The following is a 14,726-nucleotide window of genomic DNA, read 5'->3' as shown; positions in this document are numbered from 1 at the left end:
ATAATATTTATTACTTAAGATAAAATTACTAGAAATAGTTCTCAATTATTGATTATTGCCTATTTTCACTTAAAACACTTTTGTCAATGAAGCACGTAAAGTTGTTCCTTCAAAAGTATTTTTATTAGAATACTCTTTATAAGCAGCAACATCTCCACCTAATAGATTACGTGGAGAAAAATAACCTAAAGATAATCCTAGTGCATTTCTTTCTTCATCACCATCACCTGTTTCAAAGGTATTATAACCAATTAATCCAGCATCAATTAAACCAAAGCTTTTACCTAAACCCCACTCTACAATGAGTTCGTCATTGCGATCATTACCATTAGGCATTTCGTAACGGCTAAGAGCACTAAAAGTTATATCACCTGTGGAATTAATTTTCACATTACCTCCAAGGCTTAGCATAACCGAACCATAACCCTTACCAGGGCTTGCAAACCTTCTAGCATCAAAGTCTCCAGTGTCCGACCAATAACCTGCTCCTGTAGTTACATCCCAACGCGTACCATGCCAACCAACAATGCCGCCGACATACAAATCTCCTAGACCTGTGCGCTCATCGATTTCTTGACCAGCAATTTTTAGGTCAGTTTTTAGTACAGGCAGAACAGCTTCAAATGCTAAATCACCGCCTAGTACCTTTTTAGGGGTAACCCATGCGACTCTATGAGCTAAAGCAGTAACATCGACCTTACTATCGGATGGTAATGAGTCATTTTTATCCGCGTTATAGCCTACTAGATAGCCTTTATAATATATGCCAGGTGGAGGTAGAACAGAACCCTTAACACCTTCAAGACCGGGAACATAATGAGAATCAGAAGCTGAAGCAGTTATCGCTAGACTTAAAGCTGTTATAGACAAACTAAGCGTGCCAAGAAAAAATCTCATAGAACATCCTTGTTCTTAAAAAATCTAATAGAAATATTATTGGAAAATCTTTATTTTATTAAACGAAACTATAAATCTCATAGTATGACGAGTAGTAAAAATATTTACTTAAAAGCTGATTTGTAATACTTACTTATATTGCTAAATAAGAGCAAAACCTACTTTATAAAATCATTCAAGCCTTACTCATGATAAGTAATTTTATACAATAAAAATCCAGTATCAAATATTTGATACTGGATTTTGCTTTATTCTTCTATTTTTCTGACTTTATAGCCTGGACGATGACCGTCTGCTGTATCCTTGTAGATTAAGCTAGTATTCTTAACAGAACCTGCAACACCACGTGCTGGTTTAGCAATACCACGATTCCATCTAGATGCAAGTTTACGCCAAGTAATTGGAGATACGTCAGTTGAAACTAACTGCTCTTGATTCCATCCTGTACCATCTGTATAAAAGTTCTGCATTGCTTCTCGTGCATACAGATCACAGTCGTTGAAGCCATGTAGCGCCAATGGTTTATATACAAGATCATATCTTTTTTGATACTTCTTACGCTCTTCAGGGGTATTACATACTTTGACCAAAATCTCCCAATATTCATGGGTATCATCAGTGATAGGCACGTACCACTCATATTGTACTACATGATCTTGAGGCCAGTTCTCAACCATTAGGACGCCAGGTAATACAACTGAAGTACGATAATATCGTCCATTCATACCTTCAACCTTGACACCAAGCTCTTTGTTTTCGAGAATGGGCTCCCATTTATCAGTGAACATCCACTGCATCATTCCCTTCGGGCCTTGATCATCTTCAACAACTTCAATTGCATCGTCAGAAGTCGGTACAATACCTAAGGGAAGTACCCAATCCATAGCATGAACAATAGTATTATCAGCATGAACTAAAATATGGGCATTATCGAAACCATTTTCACAAGCAATACGCCAATCACCAAAACCAGTACGATGCATTCCTAGAATCACTGCATTTTCATCAAGTACGCTCGGTGAGGCAGGCCATAATGGATGAGGAAATCTTTCACTGTTCTCAGGAAAACGAAACGGCAAGTCATCAGACAATGGTGGCACATCTTCTAAAGGAAAATCATCTTCTCTAACGAATACGAAAATCATTCCGTTAACTTCATGAATTGGATAGGTAGTAATTCCTGTGGTTCCAATCAGTTTATCATTTGGATTACCGACAATAGTAGTTAAATCACCATCTTCTAAATCAAAAGTAAACCCATGATACCAGCAGGTGATAGTATCTTTATTAAAACACATTGGCTTTTCAGATAGACGTACTCCGCGATGAATACACTGATCTTTAAGGGCAAATACTTTCCCGTTTGCTCGACGTAAAACAATAGGAATACCACATATTTGAATCCCTTCAACTTGATCCTCTTCAAGCTCTTCACTAAATAAAGCTGGATACCAGTGGTTTACGAATCCCCATGCTGCGTCTTTATAAGGCTGATATTGACTCTGAGTCTTAGCATCATTGGTTCGAGAGTCACTAATTCCTTTTGTAACTACACGACGACGGACAATTTTTTCTTCAGACATATTAAAATTCCTTTTTTGATAAAGAGTATTACGCTTTGTAATACTACAAAATAATAATATGCTATCTTAAAACCCTTATCACTCCCGTAAACGCTGATAACATCCTATAACCGCATAAGAATATTTCTAAAGATAAAAATGTTGTTAATCTATTGCACCTTTATCTTCAATAACTTATTGTCATATTTTTTAATAAAAAATATTAACTCTCTTAATTTTATTCTTGATACTATAGATCAAACGCTTTCTTAATTTATTTATTATTTGGGTATTTCTATAGAACTACTATTTTCGAATAAGTATCATTGTAATATTTAATCCAAGTAAAAAGGACTGAGTTCTTCTAAATGAAGAACTCAGTCCTTAAGTTTACAAAATTTCAAACCAGCTCTAAAATTAGTTATTTTTTTATGAAGTCTTTAATATTTTACGTCTGAACTTCAATTTAGACACACGAGCTTCAGTAGTACCTTCTTCTAGTTTAGCCGTCGTTAGTGAAAGTATATCTCCAATTAATTCAGCGTTGCGATATTGATTACCGCCCACCCAATTAGGAAAAATGCTTTGTTGTATTTGATGTGTAATAACATTGTTGTTCTCATCAACGTCGTAATCACCTGCATAAGTTAAATAACTACTATAAGCTCCTGCTTTCTCGCTATCATCAGCAGACCATTGACCACCTGTTGTAAACTGTTCACGGTTTTTTTTCGAGATGACACAAAACATACCGTAGTCGCTATACTCTATAAAACCGTCTAGCTCTTCACCCATCGGTAAAACTTTGCGTCCATCATCAAATAACTGCTCCCATGACATTACTTCCCAGCGTCCTTTAATAGACTCACGATTCATTTTTATCATCCTTCTATTATTAGTTTAATTATTTATCAAAAAAGTTAATAAGTAATTGAGTAAACTCTTCTGCTTTTTCAATCTGAACCCAATGACCACATTCACCAAACACATGTAATTGTGACTTTGAAATTAAACGTAGTAGACGTTCAGATACTTCAAGAGGTATTACCAAATCATCTCGACCATGAATAATTAAGGTACTATGTGGCAGCGAACGTATTTCATCTTCGCTTGAAGCTAACATCTCAATCCCAGCCTGGCGTGGCTCGGGAAACAGCTGCTCAAAGCGAGTTTGAACGTCATCTCTAATACTTGCCTCATAGCGCATCTGCACTAAATCATTATTAATAATACTATGATCATAAGCAAATACTTCCATTAATCCACGCATTGCCTCAACAGTTGGTTGATAACCCCAAACTTTATCCAAGCCATCTGTTAGCGGAAAAGACAATCCAGCTGCACCCATAAGCACTAATTTATTAGCTCGTTCTGGATATTTTTTAGCAAGTGCTAGTGCAATTGCACCACCAAATGAGTTGCCAACAATAGAAGCACGTTCAATTTGCAAAGCATCTAATAGACTAATTAATGACTCCACCCATGCATCAGTATCTAACACCTTATCGTCAGGACATTTGCTATAGCCAAAACCAAGCATGTCTGGAGCAATAACACGTAAACGTTCAGATAGATCAGGAATAATACCACGCCAGTTTGCCCAACTAGTTACGCCTGGTCCTGAGCCATGAATTAGTAAAACTGCCTCACCTTCGCCCTGATCATGGTAATTGAGAGTATAATCACCAATATCAATGCTATTAGCAACTTCTGGTGATGACTGTATACTAGTAGTTGAATTAGACATAATTTTTGACCTCTTTTAGTTAGTTATGGCTGTTTTGAGCAGTAGTAATTACGGGTGCACGTTGACCTTTTTTTGATAATTTTTTTAATATTTGTCTTGCTTCTTCGCGCTTATTATCAGGCAGCCATGTACGGTCATGCCCCCATAAGCTCATTCCTTCAAGCTCTTCAACCTTCCAATCTGAATCAATAGTACGTGTAGCCCATCCAAGCTCAATCATCCATCCATCAGGATTTTTTAAATAGAAGGAAATTGCGTGATCATTTATATGTCGACCTAGTGTCACACCGATACTGTCTGGATCTATTAATGCCATATCATAGGCACGACCAACATCATCAAAGTCATTGTACTCTAGCATTAGGTGATAGATTTTAGCAGGGCCCCCAGTGTGTGCAATACCGATAGTATGGTGACGTGGATTACAGTGCAAAAACTCCACACGAAAAGGTACTTCAGTATGATCACTTAGTTTTAAGCCAAATATATTGCGATATAAATGGCTCATTTTGTCAAAATGCTCCGTAATCAAAGCTACATGTCCTAAACCCATATCACCTGTTCGAAACCCACCAATAGGACGACCCGACTCAAACTGACTATCAGCATCTGCTAAACCATAACATACCTCTATACGTACCCCATCTGGATCATAAAAAAAGAACATGTCATCCACACCACGTAAAATTAACTCTTGCTGACTTCCTTCCGTAACAGCATAACCCTCTTGTTTAAGCATCTTACTAATCTTATTAAGCTCAATTTTTCCGGCTACTTCGAAACCCATTCCCATCGTGGCTTTACCATCTATTTTAGTAATTACAAAACGCTGAAACTTCTCATCTACACGTAAACGTACACATTGATTAGGCTCAACGACTTCAATCTGCATACCGACATGATCACGAGCTTGGTTTATCCAAGACTCTAGATGAGGAGTTTCTACAACGATATAACTTAAAGCCTGTATCATTATTTATTTCCCTTTAATTATTTAGTAATACTTGCAGAAAGTATTATTCTGCTGACATACCACCATCTATAGAAAGAGTAGTTCCTGTCACATAGAAGCCTGTTCAGACAATAGCCACAATACTGCTGTAGTCACTTCTTTGAGTTGACCGATTCGATGCATCGGTACACCATTATCGTACATATGATCATCACCACCAGTCACGCGGTCAAAACCAGGTGTTTTAATAGGTCCAGGACAAATGGCGTTAACTCTAATATTACTTTTAGCATAATCTAGCGCAACTGCACGCGTTGCACCAATAACTCCATGCTTAGACGCAATATACTCAGGTGTATTAGCCATACCTTTTAAACCAAAAATAGAAGCATTGTTAACAATTGACCCGCCACCATTTTTCAGCATAGCGGCGGTTTCATACTTCATTAAATATAGAATACCTTTTAAGTTAACGTCTATAGTATTTGAAACATCATTAATTGGTGTTTCATGCATAGGGCTAAATTCATATTGAGTACCTGAATTATTGAAAGCGGCGTCAAGACATCCGTACGTCTCTAAAGCAAACTGAACTAATGCTTCACAATCATCAGCAACTGACACATCAGTAACTTTGAATACCGCTTGTCCACCACTATTAATAATTTCATCAATAATTGCTTGTCCTGCTTGTGAATTACGATTCCCAATAACTATCTTAGCCCCTAGGTTTGCTAGAGTTAAACTGACATCTCGGCCCATACCACTAGCACCACCAGTTACTAAGATAACTTTATCGTGCCATTGATTATCAATACTCATAAACTCTGCTCCAACTTTTGTATTTAGCGTTCCTTGCTTGTATTAACTTTTAAAAACTTAATAAGTTATGCCATAGGTATACGACCAAATATGCTTTCTAAAACTTGGCCAATAGCAAGTAACCGACGATCACTACCAGCTGGACCATCAAGTTCCATGCCTACAGGTAATCCGGTAAAGTCACCTAGACCAATAGGAATCTGTATGCTTGGAATGCCTGCGCTAGCAGAAGATTCAGTATTCTGCATTAATCGCTCAAAGTTCTCTGGCCGATAAATATCATCATTAGCTAATGGAGCAACTACAGCAGTAGTTGGGAATATTAGTGCATCAATATTATGCTTAGTAAATAACTCTTGATATCGCTCCCTCAGTACTTGACGCCCCCTACTCTGTGCAGCTCTATAAATTGGCTCAACATCAATCAAACCGTCGTTGGAAGGCATCTTCCTTGGCAATATCCATTCTTTATAAATAGCCTGAACATCTGGACTACTAATTTTTTCAGCAAGCTCATCAATTGTCATACTATGACTATAATCATTCAAATATTTGACCATACAATCATATGCTTCATAGATAACAACAGAAAACCCAACTGGTTCATTGAGAGCTTGCAAACCAGCATCATCTATCTTTATGACAGTAACACCATGAGCTTTGAGCTTTTCAATAGCACCTTCTGCTAGCATAGAGGTATCACTATCAAGATTGTTCCAAAATTCAGTTGGTACACCGAGGCGTAACTCTTTAAGGGCAATGGGTGGTAATTCATATTCATCGGTAATTATGCTATCTAGCAGAATTAGATCAGACATACATAGCGCCATAGGTCCAACCGTGTCACGTGTTTCGGCAATTGGTATAAGACCTTCATTAGAATATCGGCCTGCACTAGGCCGCAGGGCAGCACACCCATTTAGGGCTGATGGAATACGCATAGAGCCACCCGTATCGGTCCCTAAAGACCCTAGAGCCATACGAGCCCCAAGCGCAGCAGCACTACCTGAGGAGGAGCCTCCTGCAATACGCGAATTGTCGTAAGGGTTACGAATACCTATCCCAATACCTGTGTTGTAGGCTTTGTTATAACCAGTGGTACCAAATGCAAGTTCATGCAAATTTGTTTTTCCTAAGATAATGGCCCCTGCTTCACGTAACTTAGCCACAGTTGGTGCATCTTCTCTAGGTATATACTCTGAAAAAGCAGGTGACCCAGCTGTACATAGTAGTCCAGCTGTATGAATATTATCCTTGACCACAATTGGAATACCACTCAGAGGCTTCATGACTTCACCATCTTTTCGCTGTTTGTCAGCACTTCTGGCAGCTGCAAGCGCTTTTTCCTTATCTAAGGTCACAAAGATATTTAACTCTTTACCTTCATTAGCACGTTCCAAACAAGCACTGACCAGCTCAACACTCGTTAGTTTTCCATTACGAAAGTCACTGACTGCTTCAGCAATTGTGATATCTGTCAATATAGCCTGAGAAGCTAGTTCAAATACTTCCATCTAAACTCTCCTTATTAGTAACCTTCAAGATATGAAAGTGTTGTCCTTAATATTTCCAACGTTTAAATAATCCATTCTTTTTTTATTAATTACTTTAAATACCTAAAGATCTAGTTCTTTTCTAGAGCGAGTTAAGGTATCTATTAGCGCGTAAAGAATTTTTTCCGCGCAAGGCATCAAATCAGGAACATATGTTGCTCCCATACCACCAAGACCTTCAGCTACTGGCAATGGTGCTCCAGTTGCTGGCCATGGCCAACCAATACGAGCGGTGGGGACACCGTAGCGACGTAAAGCAGCTCCATCTGTTTGACCAGCTAACAAATCTGGCACTCCATGTGGACGCTTCTCGATAAACTCCCAACCACGCTTACAAGACTGAATAATCCAGTTATCCTGATCAGTTGTACCTCCAGGAACGGAACCATATTGCTCCCAATCTAGATCAAGGCTTGGAAAACGGCTCCTAAGATCCTCAATGAAATCAGAAAACTGAGACTTTACATCAGCTGGACTAACACGAGGATTAACTCTAACATCAAAAAATATCTCGGTAACAGCACTTGGAAATGCAGGGCGCTCCACATCCCCACCGCGAACACCGGCAATCCAACCGTGTGGCTGTATCACACCACTTGTGTTTCGTTCGGTGTATTCTAAAATCCATTGTTGAAGCTCAGTAATAACCGTTGCAGCTGGTACTACAGAGCTACGAAAACCTGGTACATTGTGCGGGACACCAGCGTAACCAAGAGTTCCATAAACTTTTAGTTTGAACCATGCCATACCAGGTTCTTCATGAAAGACCCAATTCCATGGTTTCATAATGACAGCAAAATCCGGATACATACCACGATTAAGCATATGGAGAACGCCATTAGACATTCCAGAATTTCGAGAGCTGATATCAACAGGCATACCACCATCTGCCATACCTATTTGCAAATCACCTATCAAGGGCACTTTAGCTTCAATTAATGCATTAGCAACTTCAGTAAGAGTAGCAACCATTGCTTTAGGATTAGATGATCCCAACCCAAAGACCCAGTCATCGACTTGCTGTGCATAAGGCTGCAAATCAGCCTCTTCACCATCGCCTGTGAGAATCTCTTCACCAGCAACACGATCAAGGTGGGTATCTATAGGTGCATATAACAATACTGTTGCACCGCCTCCTGATCCTTTGTATTCAGCCATTACATTACCTGTAATATCACTCATAGGATAATAGCGAGATTTCATGCCTATTTTTTTGAAGTGGCCTGCCATAAACTCACTTGCTTCGCGCGTTGCTCCTGTCGGGCTGTGAATATTAGTTAAATCGAATAAAAGTTTTTGCAGGCGTTCAGGATTTAGCCTAGACCGAGCCTTTTCATACCATTCAGTCTGTTCAGCTGAAAAAGACATTTTTTTAGTAGTTTTCATATTTATCTCTTTGTAGTTAAAACAATTGATCAATGACTAGCAACGAAGTGTTCTGCGAAGATATTTTCAGCCTTTACTCCAAGTTCAACTAGACGAGCAGTTGCTGCATTAATCATCGGCTGTGGCCCACACAAATATGCTACTGTGTTTGGATCAGCAACATCATCTGCTTGTAATGGACTGACTGGATTACCTAGGTGATGTGCCTCTGTTGCCTCACGATCGACACAAATCCTTGTCTCTAATTTTGGTAGCCACTGCTCTCTTAGCTCAATATCTCCTAAGCAGAACAAAGCATCGGGTATGGCACAGCCAAAATTAAGTAACATTTTAGGTTTGATACCGCTGCTTTGACGTAATGTATCGATTATCGATAAGATAGGCGCAAGGCCTGTGCCGCCAGCGATGAAAATGTGCGGTGCTCGTTTATGTTCTTCTCGAAAGAAGAAGGCACCATAAGGACCAGTGAGGGTAAGGACTTGATCGGCTTCTGCTTGTTCGGCAAGGTAGGTTGACATGACTCCGCCTGGAATGAGACGAACTAAAAATTCCATTTTAGGTAGATCTTGATCGGTACTAGAAGGTGAATAGCTACGTACTAAGCCCACCCCAGGTACGTTGATTTGCATGAATTGACCAGGTCTAAAGCTCATGTGATAGCCATCTGCTAATTCTACAGTTAGCCTTACAGTATCGGCTGCTATCCGCTCTATTGAGTCAATAAATACTTTAGCTTCTTGAACGCTAGTAGCACCTACGTCACTACTGTAGGCTAGATCAAAACTACAATCTGAATTTGCTTGAGACACACACATTAGACGTTGCCCAAGGCTATATTCACTAGGCAGTAGAGTTGAGCTCTCTCCATCTAGAGTATTAGCGTCACCATCATTTATAGTACAGAGACAACTTGAGCAGCTACCCGAGCGACATTGATACAATACAGGTACGTCGTTCTCAAGAGCAGCATCAAGAATACTCGTATTAGGAGCAACGCTAAACTGCTTGGTAATACCATCAGAGAAGTTTAATGTTATTTGATAGTCAGTTACGACTGGATGTGATGAGCTTAATTGCGTAGAGATTTCATCATGCGTGTTGACAGCAACATCATGGTAGTCTGTATCTGAATCAATATTAAGATTGGGGGCTTGTTCATCCATGAGCATAGCGTGATTCCTTTCAATATGGTTCGCATTAACTCCATACTATGAAATATCCATCCCCTAACGCGCTCCATTTAGCACAGCACTTATCCCAAAAACGCAGTTATCCTTAAACTGAACCGCACTCTAAAAAATTTTAATTGTTTGAAACACTATCGATATATTAGTGCGTATTGAACATTGTCGATAAAATTTTGGTAAAAAAATAGCAAACGAGTAATCTTTAAGTTTTCACACCAAAAGACCTCATTTGCTATGCCTCGAACAATGCTCAAATATGAACACTGAATCAGATTAAAATTTAACTTGCTATAACCAAATATTTATGATGAAGGAAAACCGTGACAGACAGTTGAAAGTATTCTTTATCGGATGCAGGTGAATTGCCTTTTGCGTGACTTACCTAAGTATTTTGGTAAACCTAATACTATACACAAAGCTTACCAACTTTGGCCTCGTATCAACAAGCTCATTACTCTATTGAGATAGCACAAATCATAATGTGAAGGTGACAAAAGACTTAACTGCTAAAGTAAATTTGAGCACTACTATGACCTTATGTGCTAATAAGGTCTATAATTCTGATACGCTACGAGCGCATATCAAACAAGCCAGTTGTTACAATAGAATTCCTAGCAAACAGAATGCTAAATTCACCAATAACTATATGAAGCGTTACTTGCAAAAAGCTTACAATTTAGTAGAAAACAATTCCGCTAAGCTGAAAAATTACAGAGTAACTGCTATAAAGCTCAATAAGCTCAATAAGCTCAATAAGCTCAATAAGCTCAATAAGCTCAATAAGCTCAATAAGCTCAATAAGCTCAATAAGCTCAATAAGCTCAAACAGAATTATTATAGCACTCGCTTGCGGTTATTTTTGGTTGGAATTATGAGAGCCCATCCCAGATTCTGTGTAACTGCCATTTAGATTAAATGCTTACTAATACGGTCATCAAACATAATCATAAAGCGATTTAAAGCAGACGTCCAGTTACGAATCGGCATCGACCACTTTTTGGATGCCTGCTGGGTGGCTAAGTACACCACTTTGAATGCAGCTTGATCAGAGGGGAATACTTTACGCTTATTCACCGCCGTCCGAATCACACTGTTTAGCGACTCTATCGCATTGGTGGTATAAATCACTTTTCTGATGTCTTTAGGGTAGCCAAAGAACACCGTTAAGCCCTCCCAGTTATTACGCCAAGACTTAACCACATGCGGGTACTTATCACCCCAAGTCTCATCAAAGTGCTCAAGATTGGGTTCTGCTATCTCAAGCGTATCAGCGCCGTAGATAGCCTTTAAATCAGCCGCTACGGCTTTCTTATCCGTCCATGGCACAAACTTCATTGAATAGCGCACCATGTGCACGATACACAGCTGAACCTTGGCTTTGGGATAAACGGTATTGATGGCATCAGGGAAGCCCTTTAGACCGTCAACACAAGCGATTAAGATGTCTTGTACCCCGCGGTTTTGTAGTTCAGTGAGAACACCCAGCCAGAACTTAGCGCCTTCATTCTCTGAGAGCCACATACCAAGCAGCTCTTTTTTACCATCAAGCCCCACGCCTAGCGCCAGATAAATAGCCTTGTTGATGATCTGCTTGTCTTGACGTACTTTAACGACAATGCAGTCTAGATAGACAATAGGATAAACACTACTCAGTGGCCTGTTCTGCCAAGCGGTGATATCGTCTAAGATGTTGTCAGTGACTCTTGAAACCAAGCTGCTTGAGATGTCGACATCGTAGAGCTCTTTGATACTCTCTACAATCTCGGTGGTGGTTTGACCCTTAGCGTAAAGGAAGATGATCTTGTCATCAAGGCCTGAGATACGAGTTTGATGCTTGCGCACGAGTGTAGGTTCAAAAAAGCCATCACGGTCTCTTGGGGTGGATATCTCAAGATCGCCTGTATCACTGCGGACGGTCTTTTTAGTGTGTCCGTTGCGCTTGTTTGGTTTATCTGCTTTCTCATGCTTAGGATAGCCGAGATGGTCTTCCATCTCAGCTTCAAGGGCAGTGTCGATAAAGGATTGCATGAGCTGCTTTTGAAAATCTTTGATGTCATCGAAGCTGTTCATGCTACCAGCCATTTGCTCGGCCAGTTTCTTGATGTCAGATTGGTTAGTCATTGCTTATTCTCCTGTTAGGGGATTATAAGCAGTTACACAGTTTTTAGGAAACTCCCAATTGTGAATGTTCAACACGCATTACTATTAACGTAATAAAGTCTCATAAGGCGTTTCGCCAAATCGACGTTTGTAGTCAGTAGAAAAATGCCCTAAGTGATTAAAACCCCACTTAAGCGCTATGTTTGTCACAGTATCAGATCCCACATGACCACGCTTCAATCCTTCATTTACATATTGAAGCCGAACTTCTTTTAAATATCGCATCGGCGTAGTATTTTTATACTTTCTAAATCCTATAAATAGGGATCTACTACTCACACCCGCATACTCAGCCATATCGTTTATGGCAATAGGTTTGTGAGCATTATCATGTATGTAATGTTCTATTTGTCTAATAAAAGATGGCGTAACTGAAACAGAATTGTTATGAATTTCATCTGAAAAATTACTGTGTTGAAAATTTAATAGCATATTGACAATATTATTTTCAATTTGAGTTATCATTAAATGAGAAATATCACTTTGTTTAGATATTAGATCAGATATCCACCCAATCATTTGCAACCATTGGCTTCCTTCATTTGTTTCAAGAGACATAGTCGAATTGAATTCAACCGCTGTACCTAAGGTACGACCTATAATTTGTTGAAGGTTCTTTTCAATTAAACCTCTGTCAACACGAATCATTATTTTTTCAGTATTAGGACTATGGTTAATTATAGTTTTAACCTCAGAATTGATAATACCTACCATTTTTGGTGTACATAATATTTTATCCTTTCCTAAATATATTTTTTCAGAACCCCGTATAGGTATTTGTATAAGTATAAAATCTTCAAACACAACTGGGCTAATAGCTACTTCGGTACCATAACTAAGCCTTCCAAATCCTACACCACCAACTTTTCGATAGTATAAGCTTGCATTCAGTATTTTATTGCTACTATCTAGTTTAAGATCATTTGCACATAATACTCTAGCTGAACTGGAACGAACTTCATCCATATCACTTGATTCAAAAATCCGATAATTAGAGAGTACTAACTCAGGTTTTATATTTATATTAAAACTTAAATCTTCCATAATTCTTATTCCTTATAAACACTCCTTGTAAACTACCCAATTATATCAATCTATTAGGTTGCGCGCTTTAGTTAGTAGTTTTCATATTTATCTCTTTGTAGTTAAAACAATTGATCAATGACTAGCAACGAAGTGTTCTGCGAAGATATTTTCAGCCTTTACTCCAAGTTCAACTAGACGAGCAGTTGCTGCATTAATCATCGGCTGTGGCCCACACAAATATGCTACTGTGTTTGGATCAGCAACATCATCTGCTTGTAATGGACTGACTGGATTACCTAGGTGATGTGCCTCTGTTGCCTCACGATCGACACAAATCCTTGTCTCTAATTTTGGTAGCCACTGCTCTCTTAGCTCAATATCTCCTAAGCAGAACAAAGCATCGGGTATGGCACAGCCAAAATTAAGTAACATTTTAGGTTTGATACCGCTGCTTTGACGTAATGTATCGATTATCGATAAGATAGGCGCAAGGCCTGTGCCGCCAGCGATGAAAATGTGCGGTGCTCGTTTATGTTCTTCTCGAAAGAAGAAGGCACCATAAGGACCAGTGAGGGTAAGGACTTGATCGGCTGCTTGTTCGGCAAGGTAGGTTGACATGACTCCGCCTGGAATGAGACGAACTAAAAATTCCATTTTAGGTAGATCTTGATCGGTACTAGAAGGTGAATAGCTACGTACTAAGCCCACCCCAGGTACGTTGATTTGCATGAATTGACCAGGTCTAAAGCTCATGTGATAGCCATCTGCTAATTCTACAGTTAGCCTTACAGTATCGGCTGCTATCCGCTCTATTGAGTCAATAAATACTTTAGCTTCTTGAACGCTAGCAGCACCTACGTCACTACTGTAGGCTAGATCAAAGCTACAATCTGAATTTGCTTGAGACACACACATTAGACGTTGCCCAAGGCTACATTCACTAGGCAGTAGAGTTGAGCTCTCTCCATCTAGAGTATTAGCGTCACCATCATTTATAGTACAGAGACAACTTGAGCAGCTACCCGAGCGACATTGATACAATACAGGTACGTCGTTCTCAAGAGCAGCATCAAGAATACTCGTATTAGGAGCAACGCTAAACTGCTTGGTAATACCATCAGAGAAGTTTAATGTTATTTGATAGTCAGTTACGACTGGATGTGATGAGCTTAATTGCGTAGAGATTTCATCATGCGTGTTGACAGCAACATCATGGTAGTCTGTATCTGAATCAATATTAAGATTGGGGGCTTGTTCATCCATGAGCATAGCGTGATTCCTTTCAATATGGTTCGCATTAACTCCATACTATGAAATATCCATCCCCTAACGCGCTCCATTTAGCACAGCACTTATCCCAAAAACGCAGTTATCCTTAAACTGAACCGCACTCTAAAAAATTTTAATTGTTTGAAACACTATCGATATATTAGA

General features: G+C 39.2%; 12 protein-coding genes and 1 pseudogene. 1 reads left to right on the top strand and 12 read right to left on the bottom strand.

Annotated elements, in window-relative coordinates; all coding sequences use genetic code 11:
- Positions 1 to 69 precede the first annotated feature (69 nt).
- From JMY01_RS05025 to JMY01_RS04985, 9 genes are all read right to left on the bottom strand, one after another.
- Positions 70 to 897, bottom strand: a complete 828-nt coding sequence (locus JMY01_RS05025) for a transporter (RefSeq protein ID WP_201574553.1) — start codon at positions 895 to 897, stop codon at positions 70 to 72.
- Between the two features lie 248 nt (positions 898 to 1,145).
- Entirely contained in the window at positions 1,146 to 2,480 is a 1,335-nt protein-coding gene (locus JMY01_RS05020; protein ID WP_201574552.1) for a Rieske 2Fe-2S domain-containing protein, read from the bottom strand.
- A 408-nt stretch (positions 2,481 to 2,888) separates the two neighbouring features.
- Complete coding sequence (locus JMY01_RS05015; RefSeq protein ID WP_201574551.1) at positions 2,889 to 3,335, bottom strand: lipocalin-like domain-containing protein; 447 nt, start codon at positions 3,333 to 3,335, stop codon at positions 2,889 to 2,891.
- Positions 3,336 to 3,363: 28 nt separating this feature from the next.
- Complete coding sequence (locus JMY01_RS05010; protein WP_201574550.1) at positions 3,364 to 4,206, bottom strand: alpha/beta fold hydrolase; 843 nt, start codon at positions 4,204 to 4,206, stop codon at positions 3,364 to 3,366.
- Positions 4,207 to 4,225: 19 nt separating this feature from the next.
- Complete coding sequence (locus tag JMY01_RS05005; RefSeq protein WP_201574549.1) at positions 4,226 to 5,179, bottom strand: VOC family protein; 954 nt, start codon at positions 5,177 to 5,179, stop codon at positions 4,226 to 4,228.
- An 87-nt stretch (positions 5,180 to 5,266) separates the two neighbouring features.
- Positions 5,267 to 5,980 carry an SDR family NAD(P)-dependent oxidoreductase gene (locus tag JMY01_RS05000; protein WP_265089844.1) on the bottom strand — a complete coding sequence of 238 codons (714 nt, stop codon included), beginning with the start codon at positions 5,978 to 5,980 and terminating at the stop codon, positions 5,267 to 5,269.
- Between the two features lie 65 nt (positions 5,981 to 6,045).
- Positions 6,046 to 7,494 (bottom strand): indoleacetamide hydrolase, encoded by a 1,449-nt coding sequence (iaaH, locus tag JMY01_RS04995; RefSeq protein ID WP_201574547.1) that lies wholly within the window; start codon positions 7,492 to 7,494, stop codon positions 6,046 to 6,048.
- A gap of 102 nt (positions 7,495 to 7,596) precedes the next feature.
- Entirely contained in the window at positions 7,597 to 8,919 is a 1,323-nt protein-coding gene (locus JMY01_RS04990; RefSeq protein ID WP_201574545.1) for a M20 family metallopeptidase, read from the bottom strand.
- 29 nt (positions 8,920 to 8,948) lie between these two features.
- Complete coding sequence (locus JMY01_RS04985) at positions 8,949 to 10,082, bottom strand: 2Fe-2S iron-sulfur cluster binding domain-containing protein (RefSeq protein WP_201574544.1); 1,134 nt, start codon at positions 10,080 to 10,082, stop codon at positions 8,949 to 8,951.
- A gap of 291 nt (positions 10,083 to 10,373) precedes the next feature.
- On the opposite strand from JMY01_RS04985, the pseudogene JMY01_RS04980 reads away from it, so the two are divergent.
- Positions 10,374 to 10,854 (top strand): annotated as a pseudogene (locus tag JMY01_RS04980) (transposase); the annotation flags it as partial.
- A gap of 158 nt (positions 10,855 to 11,012) precedes the next feature.
- On the opposite strand, the gene JMY01_RS04975 reads toward JMY01_RS04980, so the two are convergent.
- The 3 genes from JMY01_RS04975 to JMY01_RS04965 form a co-directional block, all read right to left on the bottom strand.
- A complete protein-coding gene (locus JMY01_RS04975; RefSeq protein ID WP_201574543.1) occupies positions 11,013 to 12,227 on the bottom strand; it encodes an IS256 family transposase in 1,215 nt (404 codons plus the stop codon).
- A gap of 84 nt (positions 12,228 to 12,311) precedes the next feature.
- The gene (locus JMY01_RS04970) at positions 12,312 to 13,310 is read right to left on the bottom strand and encodes an AraC family transcriptional regulator (RefSeq protein ID WP_201574542.1); all 999 of its coding nucleotides are present in this window, start codon (positions 13,308 to 13,310) and stop codon (positions 12,312 to 12,314) included.
- Positions 13,311 to 13,424: 114 nt separating this feature from the next.
- Complete coding sequence (locus JMY01_RS04965; RefSeq protein WP_201574541.1) at positions 13,425 to 14,555, bottom strand: 2Fe-2S iron-sulfur cluster binding domain-containing protein; 1,131 nt, start codon at positions 14,553 to 14,555, stop codon at positions 13,425 to 13,427.
- Positions 14,556 to 14,726 lie beyond the last annotated feature (171 nt).

Source organism: Psychrobacter sp. H8-1, assembly GCF_904846575.1.
Classification (GTDB): Bacteria; Pseudomonadota; Gammaproteobacteria; order Pseudomonadales; family Moraxellaceae; genus Psychrobacter; species Psychrobacter fulvigenes.
This window is presented reverse-complemented; position numbering and strand designations above follow the sequence as displayed.

Excerpts from the sequence above, each read along its gene's own strand:
- JMY01_RS05025 (WP_201574553.1), bottom strand. The coding sequence starts at position 897 with ATGAGATTTTTTCTTGGCACGCTTAGTTTGTCTATAACAGCTTTAAGT.
- JMY01_RS05020 (WP_201574552.1), bottom strand. The coding sequence starts at position 2,480 with ATGTCTGAAGAAAAAATTGTCCGTCGTCGTGTAGTTACAAAAGGAATT.
- JMY01_RS05015 (WP_201574551.1), bottom strand. The coding sequence starts at position 3,335 with ATGAATCGTGAGTCTATTAAAGGACGCTGGGAAGTAATGTCATGGGAG.
- JMY01_RS05010 (WP_201574550.1), bottom strand. The coding sequence starts at position 4,206 with ATGTCTAATTCAACTACTAGTATACAGTCATCACCAGAAGTTGCTAAT.
- JMY01_RS05005 (WP_201574549.1), bottom strand. The coding sequence starts at position 5,179 with ATGATACAGGCTTTAAGTTATATCGTTGTAGAAACTCCTCATCTAGAG.
- JMY01_RS05000 (WP_265089844.1), bottom strand. The coding sequence starts at position 5,980 with ATGAGTATTGATAATCAATGGCACGATAAAGTTATCTTAGTAACTGGT.
- iaaH (WP_201574547.1), bottom strand. The coding sequence starts at position 7,494 with ATGGAAGTATTTGAACTAGCTTCTCAGGCTATATTGACAGATATCACA.
- JMY01_RS04990 (WP_201574545.1), bottom strand. The coding sequence starts at position 8,919 with ATGAAAACTACTAAAAAAATGTCTTTTTCAGCTGAACAGACTGAATGG.
- JMY01_RS04985 (WP_201574544.1), bottom strand. The coding sequence starts at position 10,082 with ATGGATGAACAAGCCCCCAATCTTAATATTGATTCAGATACAGACTAC.
- JMY01_RS04975 (WP_201574543.1), bottom strand. The coding sequence starts at position 12,227 with ATGACTAACCAATCTGACATCAAGAAACTGGCCGAGCAAATGGCTGGT.
- JMY01_RS04970 (WP_201574542.1), bottom strand. The coding sequence starts at position 13,310 with ATGGAAGATTTAAGTTTTAATATAAATATAAAACCTGAGTTAGTACTC.
- JMY01_RS04965 (WP_201574541.1), bottom strand. The coding sequence starts at position 14,555 with ATGGATGAACAAGCCCCCAATCTTAATATTGATTCAGATACAGACTAC.